The 17,468-nt window shown below is 49.2% G+C and carries 20 protein-coding genes; 11 read left to right on the top strand and 9 right to left on the bottom strand.

Annotated elements, in window-relative coordinates; all coding sequences use genetic code 11:
* Window positions 1-8: 8 nt before the first annotated feature.
* The 5 genes from AF331_RS10075 to AF331_RS10055 all read left to right on the top strand — a co-directional run bounded on the left by AF331_RS10075 (window position 9) and on the right by AF331_RS10055 (window position 7,065).
* Window positions 9-737 carry a FadR/GntR family transcriptional regulator gene (locus AF331_RS10075; RefSeq protein ID WP_053428013.1) on the top strand — a complete coding sequence of 243 codons (729 nt, stop codon included), beginning with the start codon at window positions 9-11 and terminating at the stop codon, window positions 735-737.
* A gap of 21 nt (window positions 738-758) precedes the next feature.
* Window positions 759-2,168 (top strand): FAD-binding oxidoreductase, encoded by a 1,410-nt coding sequence (locus AF331_RS10070; RefSeq protein ID WP_053428012.1) that lies wholly within the window; start codon window positions 759-761, stop codon window positions 2,166-2,168.
* Complete coding sequence (locus tag AF331_RS10065; protein ID WP_152915593.1) at window positions 2,165-3,457, top strand: (Fe-S)-binding protein; 1,293 nt, start codon at window positions 2,165-2,167, stop codon at window positions 3,455-3,457. The genes AF331_RS10070 and AF331_RS10065 overlap by 4 nt, the downstream gene beginning before the upstream one ends.
* A gap of 16 nt (window positions 3,458-3,473) precedes the next feature.
* On the top strand, window positions 3,474-4,688 hold the full coding sequence (lhgO, locus tag AF331_RS10060) for an L-2-hydroxyglutarate oxidase (protein WP_053428011.1): 1,215 nt from the start codon (window positions 3,474-3,476) through the stop codon (window positions 4,686-4,688).
* 247 nt (window positions 4,689-4,935) lie between these two features.
* The gene (locus AF331_RS10055) at window positions 4,936-7,065 is read left to right on the top strand and encodes an ATP-dependent Clp protease ATP-binding subunit (RefSeq protein ID WP_053428010.1); all 2,130 of its coding nucleotides are present in this window, start codon (window positions 4,936-4,938) and stop codon (window positions 7,063-7,065) included.
* Between the two features lie 49 nt (window positions 7,066-7,114).
* Here the strand turns inward: AF331_RS10055 and AF331_RS10050 are convergent, their stop codons facing one another.
* Window positions 7,115-7,870, bottom strand: coding sequence for a Cof-type HAD-IIB family hydrolase (locus tag AF331_RS10050; protein WP_053428009.1), 756 nt, complete (start codon window positions 7,868-7,870; stop codon window positions 7,115-7,117).
* A 509-nt stretch (window positions 7,871-8,379) separates the two neighbouring features.
* On the opposite strand from AF331_RS10050, the gene AF331_RS10045 reads away from it, so the two are divergent.
* Both AF331_RS10045 and AF331_RS10040 read left to right on the top strand, forming a co-directional pair.
* Entirely contained in the window at window positions 8,380-10,140 is a 1,761-nt protein-coding gene (locus AF331_RS10045; protein WP_053428008.1) for an ABC transporter ATP-binding protein, read from the top strand.
* Window positions 10,137-10,454, top strand: a complete 318-nt coding sequence (locus AF331_RS10040; protein WP_053428007.1) for an MGMT family protein — start codon at window positions 10,137-10,139, stop codon at window positions 10,452-10,454. Before AF331_RS10045 ends, AF331_RS10040 begins: the two co-directional genes overlap by 4 nt.
* A 52-nt stretch (window positions 10,455-10,506) precedes the next feature.
* Here the strand turns inward: AF331_RS10040 and AF331_RS21850 are convergent, their stop codons facing one another.
* The 3 genes from AF331_RS21850 to AF331_RS10035 form a co-directional block, all read right to left on the bottom strand.
* On the bottom strand, window positions 10,507-10,689 hold the full coding sequence (locus AF331_RS21850) for a YfhD family protein (RefSeq protein ID WP_174564569.1): 183 nt from the start codon (window positions 10,687-10,689) through the stop codon (window positions 10,507-10,509).
* A gap of 87 nt (window positions 10,690-10,776) precedes the next feature.
* Window positions 10,777-10,899, bottom strand: coding sequence for a YfhE family protein (locus tag AF331_RS21845; RefSeq protein ID WP_082346926.1), 123 nt, complete (start codon window positions 10,897-10,899; stop codon window positions 10,777-10,779).
* A 67-nt stretch (window positions 10,900-10,966) separates the two neighbouring features.
* Window positions 10,967-11,872, bottom strand: a complete 906-nt coding sequence (locus AF331_RS10035; RefSeq protein WP_053428006.1) for a TIGR01777 family oxidoreductase — start codon at window positions 11,870-11,872, stop codon at window positions 10,967-10,969.
* A gap of 90 nt (window positions 11,873-11,962) precedes the next feature.
* On the opposite strand from AF331_RS10035, the gene recX reads away from it, so the two are divergent.
* Window positions 11,963-12,769, top strand: coding sequence for a recombination regulator RecX (gene recX, locus AF331_RS10030; protein ID WP_053428005.1), 807 nt, complete (start codon window positions 11,963-11,965; stop codon window positions 12,767-12,769).
* Between the two features lie 15 nt (window positions 12,770-12,784).
* Here recX and AF331_RS10025 read toward each other — a convergent pair whose 3' ends face one another.
* Window positions 12,785-13,456: an SDR family NAD(P)-dependent oxidoreductase gene (locus tag AF331_RS10025; RefSeq protein WP_053428004.1), complete on the bottom strand. Its 672-nt coding sequence runs from the start codon at window positions 13,454-13,456 to the stop codon at window positions 12,785-12,787.
* A gap of 356 nt (window positions 13,457-13,812) precedes the next feature.
* On the opposite strand from AF331_RS10025, the gene AF331_RS10020 reads away from it, so the two are divergent.
* The gene (locus tag AF331_RS10020; RefSeq protein ID WP_053428003.1) at window positions 13,813-14,142 is read left to right on the top strand and encodes a YfhH family protein; all 330 of its coding nucleotides are present in this window, start codon (window positions 13,813-13,815) and stop codon (window positions 14,140-14,142) included.
* 31 nt (window positions 14,143-14,173) lie between these two features.
* On the opposite strand, the gene AF331_RS21840 is transcribed toward AF331_RS10020, so the two are convergent.
* Complete coding sequence (locus tag AF331_RS21840; protein ID WP_079515360.1) at window positions 14,174-14,314, bottom strand: YpzG family protein; 141 nt, start codon at window positions 14,312-14,314, stop codon at window positions 14,174-14,176.
* 17 nt (window positions 14,315-14,331) lie between these two features.
* Window positions 14,332-14,496: a small, acid-soluble spore protein K gene (locus tag AF331_RS10015; protein ID WP_053428002.1), complete on the bottom strand. Its 165-nt coding sequence runs from the start codon at window positions 14,494-14,496 to the stop codon at window positions 14,332-14,334.
* Window positions 14,497-14,605: 109 nt separating this feature from the next.
* Here AF331_RS10015 and AF331_RS10010 point away from each other — a divergent pair, with 109 nt between their 5' ends.
* A complete protein-coding gene (locus AF331_RS10010; protein ID WP_048007764.1) occupies window positions 14,606-14,875 on the top strand; it encodes a YfhJ family protein in 270 nt (89 codons plus the stop codon).
* Window positions 14,876-14,924: 49 nt separating this feature from the next.
* Here AF331_RS10010 and AF331_RS10005 read toward each other — a convergent pair whose 3' ends face one another.
* Window positions 14,925-15,911, bottom strand: a complete 987-nt coding sequence (locus tag AF331_RS10005; protein WP_053428001.1) for a metal-dependent hydrolase — start codon at window positions 15,909-15,911, stop codon at window positions 14,925-14,927.
* 197 nt (window positions 15,912-16,108) lie between these two features.
* On the opposite strand from AF331_RS10005, the gene mutY reads away from it, so the two are divergent.
* Entirely contained in the window at window positions 16,109-17,221 is a 1,113-nt protein-coding gene (gene mutY / locus AF331_RS10000) for an A/G-specific adenine glycosylase (protein WP_053428921.1), read from the top strand.
* Here the strand turns inward: mutY and AF331_RS09995 are convergent.
* Window positions 17,218-17,442, bottom strand: coding sequence for a hypothetical protein (locus AF331_RS09995; RefSeq protein WP_048012508.1), 225 nt, complete (start codon window positions 17,440-17,442; stop codon window positions 17,218-17,220). The genes mutY and AF331_RS09995 overlap by 4 nt on opposite strands.
* Between the last annotated feature and the right edge of the window lie 26 nt (window positions 17,443-17,468).

Raw genomic sequence — 17,468 nt, 5'->3', positions numbered from 1 at the left:
GCTTTCATATGATATCACCGATTGAAAGAAAAAAAGTATCTGAACAAGTCCTTGATGAGTTGAAAAGGATGATTAAGGATAAAGAATTCCCACCGAATTCAAAGCTTCCATCTGAGAATGAACTGGCAGGCATGTTCGGGGTCAGTCGTTCTCCGATACGGGAAGCGCTGAGAGTACTTCAGGCAGGGGGGATGGTAGAGTCGAGGCAAGGTGGAGGGAGCTACGTGAGAGAGGTAAACCTTGCGAATATGCTCGATCCGGTCACTTTCGATTTCATCCATATCGATCAGGTCTATGACCTTCTGGAGATGCGTACCGTCGTAGAGACCGAGGCCGCCTCTTTTGCAGCCATGAGGAGGAGTGAAGATGAACTGGAGGCTATCCGGAAGGCGCTTGATCTGTTCGCAGAAAAGATGGAAGACGAAACGTCTGTCGGATCCGAAGCAGACTTCGCTTTCCACCATGAAATCGTGAAAGCTTCGGGGAATCGCTTCCTCCTGCAATCAGTCGAGGGGCTTAGGGGACTCTACGAGAGGGCTCTGACCTTTTCATTGAAGCAGAATGTCGGCCTCGCCAGGAAGAGGCAGCAAATCTATGAAGAGCACGTGAAGATCTATGAGGCCATTGAACGGCAGGATGAGAAAGCAGCAGCTTACTATATGAAGAGGCATCTGCTCAACGCCAGAATCAAACTGGGAGATAAGCGGATCAATCCGTTGAATGAAAGCATGGATTAATCCGGAAAGGGGGGTCGGAAAATGGAACTGACGATGGAATGCCGTCAAGAACTCAAAGCAACTATGAAGGATCCAAAAAGATGCCTCGAGGATGCGGCCGATCTTTATAGCTATTCCTATGATGCATCATTCGGAATTTTTCAGCCGGATCTTGTCCTCCAGCCGATTTCTACGGAAGAGACGGCTGCAATCGTGAAAATCGCGAACGTTCACCGTGTGCCGCTGTACCCGAGGGGAAGGGGAACATCCTTGAGTGGTGGCCCCCTTGCCGTCCATGGGGGTGTCGTACTCGATTTTTCCCTTTGGGATCACAAGCTTGAGATCCACCCTGATGATATGATTGCCATCGTTTCACCGGGAGTGCTGACCGGGTCAATCGACACCGCAGCCGGTAAGCACGGGCTTATGTATCCTCCTGATCCGAGCTCGGCTCATGTGTCCACCATTGGAGGAAATCTCGCCGAGAATTCCGGTGGACCGAGGGGATTGAAGTATGGGGTGACGAAGGACTATGTCATCGGTCTTGAGGTGGTCACTCCAGAGGGGGAAGTGATCAGGACCGGTGGGAGGACGGTGAAAAATGTAACCGGTTACGATTTGACCAAGCTCATTGTCGGGTCGGAAGGGACCCTTGGAATCGTGACAGAGGCCATCTTGAAGCTCATTCCGAAACCCGTGGCGACGAAGACCGCCCTCATTCCTTTCAAGGACCTGGTCGATTCCGGCAGGGCCATTTCAAAAATCCTCACATCGGGCATCCTTCCTTCAAAGATGGAGATCATGGACCAGGCATCCGTCCTTGCAGTCGAGGAATATGAGCCCCTGGGACTTCCAATCCATGTTGAAGCGGTCCTCCTCCTGGAGCTTGATGGCCATCCCGAAGCCATAGCCCATGAGATGGAGGTCGTTGAAAAGGTATGCATAGCTGCAGGAGCTGAAGAGGTGAAAGTTGCCCGGGATGCCATAGAAGAACGTGAGCTGTGGAAAGCGAGAAAACTTGTTTCCCCAGCGATTGTCAGGATCAAACCAACAAAGATATCGGAAGATGCAACGGTTCCCCGCAGCAAGATCCCTGAGATGTTCAAACGTTTAAAAATCATAAGGGACACATTTGGGGTTCATCTGGTGGTGTTCGGACACGCCGGGGATGGAAACCTTCACCCGAATATCATTGCAGATCAGAGGGATCCCGAGGAAATGCGCCGCGTGGAAGAAGCAGTCGGGGAGATCTTCAAAGCAGCGGTGGAACTTGGGGGAACCCTATCAGGTGAACACGGGATCGGGGTCATGAAATCCCCCTTCATGGAAATGGAAGTAGGTAAGGAAGGACTCGACATGATGCACCGGATCAAACGCGCATGGGATCCGAATAACATCCTTAATCCTGGCAAAATCTTCCCCGAACCGGGTCAGAGGCTGGTGTTGTCATGAGTAGTACAACCGATTTGAAATCGTCACTTGCTTATGATGAAACCTTCGACTGCGTCCAATGTGGATACTGCCTGCCATCCTGCCCTACATATATCACGATGAAGAAAGAAACCCATTCCCCTCGTGGAAGGATCAATCTGGTGAAGATGGCAGCTGAAGGAAGGATCTCCATTGACGATCTGGCGGGCCCGATGGAGCTCTGTCTGGGATGCAGGGCGTGCGAACCGGCATGCCCAACCAATGTCCAGTACGGCAAGATAATGGAATCTGCCCTCAGCACGGTTTCTGCTTATCGAAAAGAATATGAAACGATGAAGGAAAAGACGATAAAAAAGGTGCTGTTCCATCATGTATTCCCGAAGCGGAATGTCCTGGGCTTCATCGGATCGGGTCTCCACTGGTATCAGTCATGGCATCTCGATGACCTGGTCAAAAAGCTGAATCTTACAAGGATCCTCCCTGAATCAATGAGGGAAATGGAGGCAATCATGCCTGAGGTCCTCTCCGGTAAACGAAAAGAAGAAACCATGGCGGTCAAAGAAGGGGAGACCCGCTTCAAAGTCGCCTTTTTCACAGGGTGTGTCATGGACACTTTCTTCAGGAAAGTCAATGATCTCAGTATGAAGCTTCTCACGGCATCGGGCTGTGAGGTTCACTTCATTGAAGAGCAAACATGCTGCGGTGCGCTTCATCAGCATAGTGGTGAAAGGGACAAAGCAAGAAAGCTCGCAATGGCCAATATTGAGGCGTTTGAAAAACTGGATGTGGATTTCGTCGTGAACAGCATAGGAGGGTGCGGTGCAGCCATGGTGGAATACCATCATCTTTTCGAGGTGGGGGACCCATGGTATGACCGGGCAAAGCAATTCGCTTCAAAATCGAAGGATATCAGTGCGATCCTTCGCCAGGTAGATCTTCCTTTCAAGGAAAGGTCTCCTCTGAACGTTGCCTATCAGCCTTCCTGTCACTTAACGAACGTCCAGCGTGTCGCGGACGAACCGCTGGAACTCATCTCGAGGATCCCGGGGGTTAAGTTCCTCCCGTATCCCGATATGAAGATGTGCTGTGGATCAGCTGGCATCTATAATCTGGTGCATTATGAAGAATCCATGGACATCCTGGACATGAAAATGAAAAATATTCGGTCGGTCAGGCCGGATGTGATCCTCACGTCTAATCCAGGTTGCCATCTCCAGATGCTCCTGGGGGTCAAAAGAGAAGGTCTTGAAGGCAAAATCAAGGTCATGCATCTCGTCGAATTGCTGGCAGAGTCCTGCAACATCCATTAAGAAAGGCAGTGTTCATATGTATGATTTCATCATCGTAGGCGCAGGAATCGTCGGTCTTTCCGTCGGACTCGCCATACACGAAAAGAACCCGGGAAGCAAGATTGTCCTGATCGATAAAGAAAAAGAAGTGGCTTCTCACCAGACGGGGCATAATAGCGGGGTCATCCACTCAGGGATTTACTATAAGCCTGGCAGTTATAAAGCCCTTTTTGCCAGACAGGGAAGCCGTTCCATGACTGAATTTTGCAGGGAGCATCAGATTGAGCACGATATCTGTGGAAAGGTCATCGTAGCAGCAAATGAGGCGGAGATCCCTCATCTGGAAAATCTCTATCAACGGGGCCTTCAGAATGAACTGAGTATCACGAGGCTCACAAAAGAAGAACTGCTCGAAAAGGAACCCCATGTCAACGGCGTCGGAGCCATCCATGTCCCCATGGCAGGCATCGTGAATTACAGGAAGGTATCAGAAAAAATGGCCGAAATCCTTACAGATAATAATGGAGAGATCAAACTCTCGAAAGAGGTCAGGACGATAGAGGAAGGAAAAGATGAAGTCGTGGTTGAAACCGACCGGGAAACGATCAGAGGCAGGTATCTCATCAACTGCGCGGGTCTCCAGAGCGACAGGATTGCCAATATGACCGGCTATCACGTCGACATGAAAATCGTTCCCTTCCGTGGTGAGTACTACAAGCTGAAAGAGGATAAAAAAGTCCTCGTGAACAACTTGATCTACCCTGTACCGAATCCGGACTTCCCATTCCTCGGTGTCCACTTCACCCGAATGATCGGAGGGGCAGTCGACGTAGGACCCAATGCGGTCCTTAGCCTGAAGCGGGAAGGATATCGGAAGACAGATTTTCATCTGAAGGATTTTGCAGAAGTGGTGACCTACCCTGGATTCTGGAAGATTGCGTCAAAATATATGAAGGAAGGGATGGGGGAGATGATGCGCTCTTTCAGCAAGAAAAAATTTGTTGAAAATGTACAGGTGCTCATGCCTGCAATCCAAGAAGCCGACCTGGTACCCGCAGATGCGGGAGTCCGCGCTCAAGCGTTGACCAGTGACGGCGAGCTCGTGGACGACTTCTTCATCGTGAATGGAAAAAGAAGCATCCATGTCTGCAACGCGCCCTCCCCAGCCGCAACTGCCTCCCTTGAAATCGGAAAGGAAGTCGTACGGAAGATACCGTCTGACCATTTCGAACGAAGCAAACAGTTTTCATAATCTTGGCATGTACGAACCGTCATCTTTCCATGGCGGTTTTTTTGATGAGCAAAAACCTTGAGAGAAAATCAACGTGGTCTTATACTGGTTCTCACACTCCATGGCAGTGTCGGAGTGACATCAAAAATTTGAGCAAAAACCTTGAAAGTCAAAAAAGGTCAGAGTATACTATGTTCATAAGGTCAAAGTTAGTCAAAGTCAAATGAGACCTTAACTATATATGAATTTGAACAGGAGGTCTTACACAATGAAATGTGAAGTTTGTCAACAACATCAGGCAACCATTGAATTGTTTACTCAAGTGAACGGAACGAAATCCAAAGTGCATATGTGTTCAACATGCTTTCAACAGCAGACCGCACCTTCTGGAATGCACGGTGGATTCCCGTTCGATGAATTATTTAAAGGCATGAATATCGGAGGCAGCCAGCAGTCGGGTTTCAAGTCCGGACAAGGAAGCCAGCCGCAGACGCAACAGAGGGGCGGAGGGATGCTCGACCAATTCGGACGCAATGTGACGGATGGAGCAAGAGCTGGACTGATCGACCCTGTCATCGGACGCGACAAAGAAGTCGACCGGGTGATCGAAATCCTGAATCGCCGCAACAAAAACAATCCGGTCCTCATCGGGGAACCGGGTGTAGGTAAGACGGCTATCGCGGAAGGTCTTGCATTGAAAATCGTCGCTGGAGACGTGCCTTCGAAATTAATGAATAAAGAAGTCTATGTCATGGATGTCGCCTCCCTTACAGCGGGAACAGGTGTGAGAGGTTCGTTTGAAGAGCGCCTGAAAGGTATCATCAATGAGCTTCAAAACCGTAAAAACGTCATGCTCTTCATCGATGAGATCCACCAGCTGGTTGGTGCAGGATCTGCAGAAGGAAGCATGGATGCAGGAAATATCCTGAAACCTGCCCTCGCCCGTGGTGAGCTTCAGGTCATAGGAGCGACAACCCTTAAAGAATACCGCCAGATCGAAAAAGACGCGGCTCTCGAACGCCGCTTCCAACCCGTGATGGTCAACGAGCCTTCACTTGAGGAATCCATTGAAATCCTGAAAGGCCTCAAGGATAAATACGAAGCGTACCATAAAGTCACATTCACGGATGAAGCCCTTGAAGCTTGTGTGAAGCTCTCACACCGCTATATCCAGGATCGCTTCCTTCCTGATAAGGCAATCGACCTCATGGACGAAGCCGGTTCGAAAGTGAACTTGCTGTCGGAAGGAAAAGATACAGCCGAACTTCATCAAAAGCTGAGTGACATCAAAGTGAAAAAAGAGCAGGCTACAAAAGCAGAGAACTATGAAGAAGCAGCCCGACTGAGAGATCAGGAAGCGGCTATTGAAAAACGGTTGGATGAGGGACATCAAACACATGATGCCACTGTCGAAACCGAGCTTATTCAATCGCTGGTGGAATCTAAGACAGGTATTCCTGTCGGCAAGCTCCAAAGCGACGATCGTGAGCGCATGAAATCACTTGAAGAAAATCTTGCCGGCAAAGTCATCGGCCAAGAGGAAGCCGTGAAAAAAGTGGCTAAAGCCATCCGCCGCAGCCGTGCAGGACTGAAGGCGAAGCATCGTCCAATCGGTACATTCCTCTTCGTCGGCCCTACAGGTGTCGGGAAAACCGAGCTCACGAAGACCCTTGCAGAAGAACTCTTCGGCTCCAAAGAAGTGATGCTCCGACTCGACATGAGTGAGTATATGGAGAAGCACTCTGTTTCAAAACTTATCGGATCACCGCCTGGATATGTCGGTCATGAGGAATCAGGGCAGCTTACGGAAAAGGTAAGGCGGAACCCGTATTCCATCATCCTTCTTGATGAAATCGAAAAAGCGCACCCAGACGTACAGCATATGTTCCTGCAAATCCTCGAAGATGGTCGTTTAACTGATAGCCAGGGCAGGACAGTCAGTTTCAAGGATGCTGTCATCATCATGACAAGCAACGCCGGAGTGACGGATGTGAAGGAAAAAGTCGTCGGTTTCGATACAGGTGGAACGGATGCCATCAAAGAAACCAACATTCTGACCTCTCTCGGAGCATACTTCAAACCGGAATTCTTGAACCGCTTCGACAGCATCATCCAGTTCCAATCACTCGAAAAAGAAGAACTTCTTACGATTCTCGACCTTATGCTCGATGATCTAAGGAAGGATTTATCCGAACAAGGCATCTCCATTACGGTCGACGTAGCCGCCAAGGAAAAACTGGTGGACCTTGGTTATCATCCTGCATTCGGTGCACGTCCTCTCCGCCGCGTCATCCAAGAACAGGTGGAAGATCGCATCGCCGATCTCCTTCTTGACGAAGATGGTGTGAAGGAAGTAAATGTGTCTGTGAAAGATGACAACATTATCGTCGGCTCATAAAGACAAAAAGGCGTATCGGTTTGGCCGATACGCCTTTTCTTGCAGAGAATTATTGCTGCTCCAATAGTTTATGAATGGCCTGCGCCACCCCGTGATCCGTATTCCGGCCGGTTACCCAGTCTGCCGCCTCCTTGACTGCTTCCTGTGCATTGCCCATGGCGACACCGATCCCGGCTTCACGAATCATGGCCATGTCATTCAGGCTGTCTCCGCAGGCCATCACTTGGTCCATGGATAGTCCGAGCCATTCACATACCTTGACGAGTGCTGCGGCCTTGTTCACACCGGCTGGATTGATTTCGATATTGGTCGGGCTTGAGTTCGAAACTTCGAGTGCTTCGTTATTCATGAGCTCGTCCAATACGACCTTCCTGACTTCATCATCCTTGATATCAAAGCCGAATTTGAGCCAATTATAATCTTCAATCTTACCATCGAATGGATTATGGCTGTTAAAAAGGCCTTGAGAAGTGGAAGACCAGAAGTAAACACTATCCTTATCGTGGGTTTCCTTCAGTTTCCAAAGGTCCTTCACAAGCTCGGTATCCAAAGGAGAACCGTGGACAAGATTATACTCCTTGTCGTAGATCTCCCCGCCGTTAACGGTCACAAGGTAAGAGGATCTGCCGAGCTGATCCGAAATATCGCGGCACGTGCGCAAAGAGCGGCCCGTACTCAATACAACATGGATGCCTTTTTCTTTGGCGAGCTCAATAGCCTTCTCATTCTCCGGAGAGACCATTCCCTCGTCATTTACAAGCGTCCCGTCCATATCGAGAGCGATCAATTTAATATCTGTTGGCATAGACAATCACGTCCTTCTTAGAATTCTTCTCTAGTGTAATACAAAAACCACCATCCATCTAGGAAAGAAGCTTTAGTGAGAGAGTAAAACAGTATAGAATAAAGAAAAGCAGAGGGCGCTCGCAATGAGGCGACAAGCATAAGACAAGCAAGCCGGAAAGGCGTTCTTTGCCTTTTTGGATTGTTTGGCTTATGACCTCGAGCCTCAAGCGCCCGGAGCTGGACAATAAAGAAAAGCGGAGGCGGGTAGGGATGACCCGACAAGCATAAGGCGAGGAACCCGGAAAGGCGTTCTGTGCCTTTTTGGGTACCTTGCCTTATGACCTCGAGGGTCAACCCGCTGGAGCTGGACAAAAAGAAAAGCGGAGGCGGGTAGGGATGACCCGACAAGCATAAGGCGAGGAACCCGGAACGAGGTCCTGTGCCCTACCGGCTTTCAACCTCGAGCAGCAAGATCCAACATTTCAAAGAATAATCAATACATGACAAAACCCTCGAAAGGAAGACCCAATGAATCCTTCAAATCAAAAAAATTCTTGGAAGCATCTATTCACACTGATCCGTGAAACGAAACCGCTCAAAGTATTATTTGGCATTTCCCTTGGGCTTAGTCTCCTGACGACGCTGGCAGGACTTGCCATCCCGCTGCTTACAAGCAAGCTTATCGATGATTTCAGCTTAGACTCACTGAGCAGGGGAGTGATCATCGCGATGATTGCAGCCTTTTTCATTCAGGCACTTGCTGGTGGTGTCTCGGTCTATCTTCTCGCCAAGGTAGGTCAGCACGTCATTGCCTCCCTGCGTGAAAAGCTTTGGAGTAAACTGTTGACGCTGCCGGTCCCTTATTACGATACACATGAAACGGGAGACTCCGTGAGCAGGATGACCAACGATACAGGAGTCATTAAAAACCTGATCACAGAGCATCTCACCGGATTCATTACAGGAATCATTTCGGTTGCCGGGGCAATCATCGTCCTCTTTTACCTCGATTGGCCATTGACCCTAGTGATGTTTTCCATCATCCCCCTCGCTCTCCTGTTCCTGATTCCGGTTGGCAAGAAGATGGCGGAGATTTCAAGGGGCATCCAAGGTGAAACGGCCAGCTTCTCAGCCAACCTTACCCGTGTCCTTTCTGAAATAAGGCTGGTCAAATCTTCGAATGCAGAAAGCATTGAATTCCATAAAGGGAAAGACGGCATCAGGAAGCTTTACCGGTTGGGGATAAAGGAAGGAATCATTCAGTCCCTCATGTCACCTGTCGTCTCATCCATGATCATTATCGTACTTGTCTTGATCATCGGGTTCGGTGGTATTCGCGTAACGTCCGGTGCCATGACGGCAGGTGAACTAGTGGCATTTTTCATATATCTGTTCCAGATCATCATGCCTATCACACAGATCATCGTCTTTTTCACCCAGTTCCAAAAAACAGTGGGGGCAACGGAAAAAGTCTTATCGATCCTTCAGCTAAAGGAGGAGCGCCTCGATGAAGGGGTTGAGGTGAAGAGTCTGGATGAGGCTCTCGTCCTTGAAGATGTATCATTTGGGTACGAGCCCGACGAAATGGTTCTTAAAGAAGTAAATATCATGGCCGAGAAAGGAAAGGTCACAGCCATCGTTGGACCGAGCGGAAGCGGAAAGACTACGTTATTCTCCTTGATTGAACAATTCTACCGCCCCCAACACGGTTCCATCCGTTTTGGTGAGACGCCTATCAGCACCTTCTCCCTGAAGACATGGAGAAGCATGCTGGGATACGTTTCCCAGGATAGTCCGATCTATTCAGGATCTATCCGGGATAATATCGCTTATGGGCTTGAAGGAGAAATACCCGAAGAAAGAATGATCGAAGCCGCAAGGATGGCATTTGCCCATGACTTCATCAAGGAACTTCCAGATGCGTACGACACGGAAGTAGGGGAGCGTGGGATCAAGCTTTCAGGTGGTCAGCGCCAGCGTATTGCCATTGCGAGGGCGCTTCTCAGGGACCCCGATATCCTCATGCTCGATGAAGCGACATCGAGTCTCGATAGTCAGTCTGAGATCGTTGTACAGGAAGCGCTCAAGAACCTCATGAAAGGGAGGACGACGATCGTGATCGCTCATCGCCTATCAACCATTGTCGACTCCGACCAGATCATCTTCCTTGAGAAAGGGAAGGTGACAGGTAGCGGCAATCACGAAGAACTATTTGCTTCACACGCATTGTACCGTGATTTTGCCAAGCAGCAGCTGAGGATCGGGGAACGTGAGGGGTTGCAGCATTGAAGCCATTCACGCAACGTGCAGTCAGCATTATCAAATCGATACCGAAAGGAAGGGTCATGACCTATGGACAGGTTGCTGCGCACGCGGGTAGTCCCCGGGGAGCAAGACAGGTGGTCAGGATCCTGCATTCCATGAGTGCAAAGCACGGGTTACCATGGCATCGGGTCTTGAATGGGAAGGGGGAGATCAGTCTGGGAGGAGAAGAAGGGCAGCATCAAATGGACGCTCTTCGCCAGGAAGGGATCCTCTTTCAGAACGGGACAGTCAATCTCGATCACTACCACTATGAGCCGCTGCCTTTTGAAGAGGAATAAAGGAAAGCCCCCGCTCACAAACGTGAGCGGGGGCTTCTGTCGTATGATGGTGCTATTTCTTCGCCCGGGCACGCTGATTGGCAGCGTTGGCGCGGGCCTGGGCTTCTAGATCGGCCTGGTCGGCAAGTTCACGTGAGAACTCTTCGTCGACGCCCATTTTATTCTGGGCCGGAGTCTGAGGCAATGAATTAGCATTCTTATCACGATTCTTATGCGATCTTCCCAATCGAAACATCCCCTTATCATACTTAGTCGGTACAAGCGCTGGCGCCTGTACGTATAGTATGGGTCAGTGTCACCCATTTTAATAAGGGAAAATTTCCTAGCGGTTTCGTTTCGGCGTATAGCCTGCAGCCCGGTCAGCTGCCTTGAACTGATGGGAATAGGTGACCTGTTGAGCAGAGGTCAGTGTGGCCTTGTTTTGATCGCCCTTTTTCTTGTCCATATCTGTACACCCCTTCCATTAAAACCTACTACCATCTTTTCCTTGAAGAGGAAGGGGTATACGTATTCTACTTATAAATGGCCTGAAGTGCTTCCTTCAAATCAGGGTATTCAAATTCAAATCCGTGATTCAAAAGGACTTCTGGAATGACTTTCTGTCCGTCCAGTACGAGGGTGCTCATGTCCCCCATGGCTGCTTTGAGAGCCAGGGAAGGAACCGGCAGCCAATGAGGCCTTCCGAGTACCTCGCCAAGTACCTTTCCAAACTCATTCATCTGAAGCGGGTGGGGTGCCGTCAGATTGACAGGGCCTTCAATGTCTTCGTGTTGGAGGGTGTAGGAGATCCCCTTGGCGATATCCTGTATATGGATCCACGACATCCATTGTTCCCCGCTTCCGACTGGGCCTCCGGCGAAGAGCTTATAAGGAATGGCCATCTTTGGCAGAGCTCCGCCGCCTTTTCCCAACACGATCCCGAATCGCATGAAAGCGACACGGAGACCCATCTCCCTGGCCCTTCCTGCTTCGCGCTCCCATATCTGGACCGTTTGTCCGAGGAAATCCTCACTTTGTTCGGTAGAAGCTTCTGTATAGGTCCTGGATACAGAAGAAGGATAGATTCCGATGGCGCTCGCATTGATGAAGGACGCCGGCTTGTTTTCCAGATTCCGTATGATCCGCAGTGCTTCCTGTGTGGCCTCGATCCTGCTTGCGAGGATCCTGCGCTTTCGTTCTTCCGTCCATCTGCCGCTGTTGATTGATTCACCTGCCAGGTTGATGAAGGCATTGATTCCGTCAAGGTGCGTTTCAGGAGTGGCTCCTTCGGTCATCCAGCCGATAAAGGTTATGTTTTCGTGCGCGGATTGCTTGTCAGGGTTTCGGGTCAAGATGAATAGTTCGTGCCCATGCTTGAGAAGTTCCTCTGATAACACGTTCCCCACAAATCCTGTCCCGCCGGTAATCGCGATTTTCATGATCATCCCTCCAGTTAATACTTATTATTTTACCTCTTTGCAGAATTAAAAACATAAAGGATGTGTTACGATTGAAATGAGGTGATAAAGATGGGGACCATTACAAAGATTACAAGGCAGATCAAGAATACAGAACGTTATAATCTATTTATAGATGGAAAATATGCATTCAGCGTTGATGAAGGCATACTGGCCTCACATAACCTGCGTAAGGGCCTGGAAGTGGACGAACTTGCCATCGGTGAGCTTCAATATGCGGATGACGTGAAGAAGGCTTTCAATAAAGCAAGTCATTATCTTTCCTACAGGATGAGGACTGAGAAGGAAGTGCGTGACCACCTTCTCGAGTCGGAGTGGGAGGACGGAATCGTGCAAGAAGTGATGGATAAACTGAAGGAATTGAAATATACAAATGATGCGGAGTTTGCCCATGCCTTCACGGGAACTCATATGAATACTTCGGATAAAGGGCCGAAATGGATAAGCGGTGAACTGAGAAGGAAAGGCGTTGATGCCCGTTATATCGAGGAAGCTCTTGAGGCATTCTCTCAGGATCAGCAGGTTGAAAAAGCTGCTGCTCTTATGGAGAAGATGCTGAAGAAGTACAAAAATGACTCGATGACGGTGGCAAAACAAAAAATTGAACAGAACTTGATGAGGAAAGGCTACACCGGCCCCATCATGAAGCAGGCTTGGGAAACGGTCGACAACCAGCGGGATGATGACGAAGCGTGGCAGGCAATCTACCATCAGGCATTGAAGGCCCATCGCAAGCTGAGCTCAAAGTATGAAGGGTACGACTATTATCAGCGGATGAAGCAGGCGTTGTACCGAAAAGGATTCTCCATGGAGGATATCGACAGGGCAATAGAGGAAATCAAGAACCAGGAAGAGTGACCTTCCCGGTTCTTTTTATTTCTTGGATTCAATGATGATTTCTTCCGTTTCCGTGTACTGGGATACGATCATCTCTGCCACTTCTGCGGGTGAGCGGAATCGGCTGGCATCTTCAACATGGTCGCTGTTATCCCAGAATGGTGTATTCATTCCCCCCATAAAGGCATTCACGATTCGGATCTGGCTCTCTTCGTATTCTTTCTGAAGACTTTCACCGAATCCCCTCAGTGCAAATTTACTTGCCGCATAGAGGGATTCATTCTTCTTACCACGGAGCCCCGCCGTTGAGATGACATTGATGACAGTAAATGAGCGATGGGTGACAGCTTCGATCATGGCCTTTGTCAGGCGGATGGGACCGAACACGTTTGTTTCAAAGGTGGCGACCATTTCTTCGTCGCTGGATGATTCAAGTGGACCGAAATATCCCACGCCAGCGTTGTGGACGAGCAGTTCAATATCTTGTGAGTCCCATGCTGATAGCGTCTGTTCAATCTCAGTTAGGGAGCGGACGTCCATAATGACATATGAAGCTTGCCCGCCTGATGCAAGGATACTCTGGACAGTTTCTTTTAACGGCTGTTCCCTGCGGCCGACAAGAAGAATATCATATCCCTTTGCGCTGAGCTGTTTTGCAAGTTCTTTTCCTAACCCGGTGCCTCCACCAGTTATGACTGCTGTTCCCATGATGATCAATCCTTTCGGCGTATGTACTATTGATGAGTAAATGGTGGATGTCTGCGCTTTTCTTTTGGCTAGCTGCGGCGGGTTGCCCCTCGAGGTCATAAGTCTATGATCCCAAAAAGGCACAGAACGCCTTTCCAGGTTCCTCGCCTTATGCTTGTCAGCCCAACCCGCCTGCGCTTTTCTTATTATCCAGCTCCGGCGGGTTGCCCCTCGAGGTCATAAGTCAAGAAACCCAAAAAGGCACAGAACGCCTTTCCGGGTTCCTCGCCTTATGCTTGTCGGGTCAGCCCAACCCGCCTGCGCTTTTCTTATTATACCATTTTCCTTATACTACAATAGTAGGGAGGAGTGAGGAAATGGATCAGGAGAGACGTTATAGTGAGATGACGGAGCATGAGTTGAATCAGGAGATTGCTTCGTTGAGGGAGAAGGCACGCAAGGCTGAGCAGCTGGGCATTGTGAATGAGTTTGCGGTGTTGGAGCGTAAGACGCTGATGGCTCAGGCTTATTTAAGGAATCCTGCTGATTATGAATCCGGTGGGGTTTACGGGATCGAAGGAGATCCCGGTGTATACTTCAAGGTCGACTATCTGAATGGAGTGTTTGCCTGGGGTTACCGCCTCGGCGGAAATGGGGAAGAAGAGGCATTGCCGATTTCATTGCTTGCCCCGGATAAGAAAAAGTGAAGCCCATTCCGCAAAGGGAACGGGCAACATGTTATGTGCGCTTTTTAGTATCGCGCTCAAGGATGATCAGATTCTGTGTCTGGGTTGTTTGTCCATTTGCCTGTGCATGGGCATGCTTCGGATTGTAGAATGCCTTTTTAAATGGACTGTTGTAATCTCGATTGAATTTCATCAACTATTCCCCCTGCTCTAGAGTGAATCGTGCTTTCGATTATTTGAAGCCTTCATTCGTTCTTGAGGGTGGGTATTGATGGTGCCATCCGCCCTTTTGGATGCATATTCCGCTTTGGCACGGGGTTCTCCTTCGAATTTATTGCCGTGTTCATTCGGGAACCCTGTTGTCTTATTGCGCATGTGACTGCCTCCTTAAAGGGTGGATTGTTTGTGGACGATGCCACATCTATAGTATGATGATTTTTCAGATAGAAAACACGTTACTGTCACTGGAAAAGGAGGGTGGATAATGGAATCGATTTTTCACGAACTGACACAGCTTCTCATGGATGAAAATTCCAAACTGACGTATGAAAAGGCCAGGACCTGGGTTGAGCTTGTTTGGGAAGACTTTGAAACGACTTATGCCAAGGCTGGTTATGAATATAAAGGAAAAGAAGTCACTGAAAAGGTCGTAAGGCAATGGATTGCGACGTACGGAACGAATGTGCATGATTTCGCAGCGAGTAATCCGAAATACAGTCATTTGCTTGATGACGGAGATCATACGGTCCACTGATCAAGTGGAAAATCAAAAGGGACAGCCAATTGGCCGTCCCTTTCGTCATTCAATCGATGATTATATTGATATCCACCTTCTGGCGTAGTTTCTCTTCGCTGAACACCCAACCCGTATAAGAACTCACGATGTGCAGATCTTTATCGAGCTGCACGAGAGCAACAAATGGGTAGTGTCCGTTGTTACGGTACCGTAAATCGATGAATCTGACTTCAAAGTGGTCATCGTATTCATCCATTTCCCAACGGTAAATCGGGGAAAAGGACAGGAATGCGGCCAGATTTTTATCTTTCCGGGCAGCGTTCATGACCGGAATATCCGGTATCGGAACCCGCTTGAACTCATCGTAGATCGTGATGGATCTCCTATAGGCACGTGCCACATAGTAGTGATGTTTGGTCAGTACGGCCAGCCTCCACTGGAAGAATCGGATCGTCGGGGAGACGATGATCCGTTCGGCATTGGGGATCCTTCTTTTGACTGCGTTTTTGACCGTTCTCTGCACGATGAAGCGCAGGAGGTAGTATCCGATAATGACCGCATACATCACAAGGAACGTCTGGCCGGGCGGAAAGCCAACGGCCCAGAGGATCAATCCGACGATGTGGATACCGAAAATGATGGGGTCGAACGTGTTGATGACCCCGAGAGCCACCCATTTCGATGAAATCGGCCGGATGGCCTGGGTGCCGTACGCATTGAAGATATCCACAAACACGTGGAGAAAGACGGCGAAAAAGGTCCATAACCAAAGATGAAGCAGATTGGCACCCGGGAAGAATGGGTACAGGCAGGCGACGATCAGGAGTGGCCACAGGATGACAGCGGGTATGCTATGGGTGATGCCCCGGTGATGCCTGATGTAAACGGCATTGTTCCGGAGTTTAAGTATGGTATCGACATCGGGGATCTGGGAGCCGATGACGGCAGCGATCAATACGCTGTGCGCGGTTGAGGCATTTTCCGCCACGACCGGGTCCAGCGTCGCAAGCCCCCCGATTGCAAACCCCATGACGATATGTGTACCTGTATCCAAAAGTAAGTCCTCCTTGGCTCGCATGTTTTGTGTCGCGAATCGTTTCTGAACATGATATGGTTAATGGGTGTGAATTTCAAGGTAAGAATGATTACAGTTTTGTGATAATTCATTGTAGCAGGAGGGAAAGATCGCCCTGCTTACAGGGATTATTCCCTATATCGAGTACCAAATAACATCCTGGAGGGACAAAAGTGATAGATGAACCATTAAAGAATCTCCATTCCATTGACCGGGAAGCGTTTCGGGAGGACCTGATCTCCTGGTTTACCAATGAGCAGCGGGATCTTCCATGGAGGAAGGATCAGGACCCCTATAAAGTGTGGGTATCGGAAATCATGCTCCAGCAGACCCGTGTCGATACGGTCATACCTTATTTTAACCGATTTATCGGAAAATTTCCTACGATAGATGCTCTTGCGTCTGCCGATGAAGAAGAAATCCTGAAAGCCTGGGAAGGGCTAGGGTATTATTCACGCGTGAGGAATCTGCAGGCAGCGGTCCGTGAGGTGAGGGACTCATACGGAGGGATCGTTCCAGATGATCCGAAAGAAATCGCCACCCTGAAGGGGGTAGGGCCCTATACGGCTGGGGCCATTCTCAGTATTGCTTACGGGAAACCCGAACCGGCAGTGGATGGCAATGTCATGAGGGTCTTCTCGCGCATATTATCGATCTGGCTCGATATTTCCAAGCCTTCATCGCGAAAGGTATTCGAAGAAGCGGTACGTGCCCTCATTTCTGAAGAAAACCCTTCTTACTTCAATCAGGCACTGATGGAGCTTGGTGCGTTGATCTGTACGCCGACGTCCCCTTCATGCCTGCTCTGTCCTGTTAGGGAGCATTGTCATGCATTTGAAGAAGGGGTCCAATCTGAACTTCCCATCAAATCAAAAAAGAAAAGTGCCCGTAAGCTCAATATGGCAGCAGCCGTGCTTTTCAACACGGATGGAAAGGTTCTGATTCATAAGCGTCCCGGCACTGGACTTCTTGCGAATTTGTGGGAGTTCCCGAACTTTGAAGTCGGAAGTACCGGTCACATCCGTGAACAGCTCCATGAAAGCCTCATTGAAGTATATGGGGTGGAGAGTGCGTTAAAAAGGGAAATAGCTTCGACCTTCCAACATATCTTCTCACACATCATATGGGATATCGATGTATTCGTTGGGGCTGTTGAAGATCATGACTCATATGGCGATCTTATTGCGGTCACACCCGAAGAGCTTGAAAAATATGCATTTCCCGTATCTCATCAAAAGATATGGAAGGAAGTCAGCTCACAGCTTGAAAAGGGGCAAGTTCGCCCCTAATCATAACTGACCTTTGTTCCATTGGTATAAGTGGCTTCGTGATGGGACAGGCCCCCGCGTGACTCGATCTCTTTGATGATTTCACGATGGATGGATTGTCCTTCACTGTTCAAATAAGGTACTATTTGTTGTAGTGAGTGATGGAAGAATGCAAGTTCGGATTCCTTCCAATCACTCTTTGGTACCATGGAAAGTTCGGTCATATCTCTACCTACATACATTAATGATCCCTCCTGTCCTTAGTTTG

Source organism: Rossellomorea marisflavi, assembly GCF_001274775.1.
GTDB lineage: Bacteria > Bacillota > Bacilli > Bacillales > Bacillaceae_B > Rossellomorea > Rossellomorea marisflavi.
Note: the sequence above shows the minus strand (reverse complement) of the source record. Positions and strands in the feature narration are given on the sequence as shown.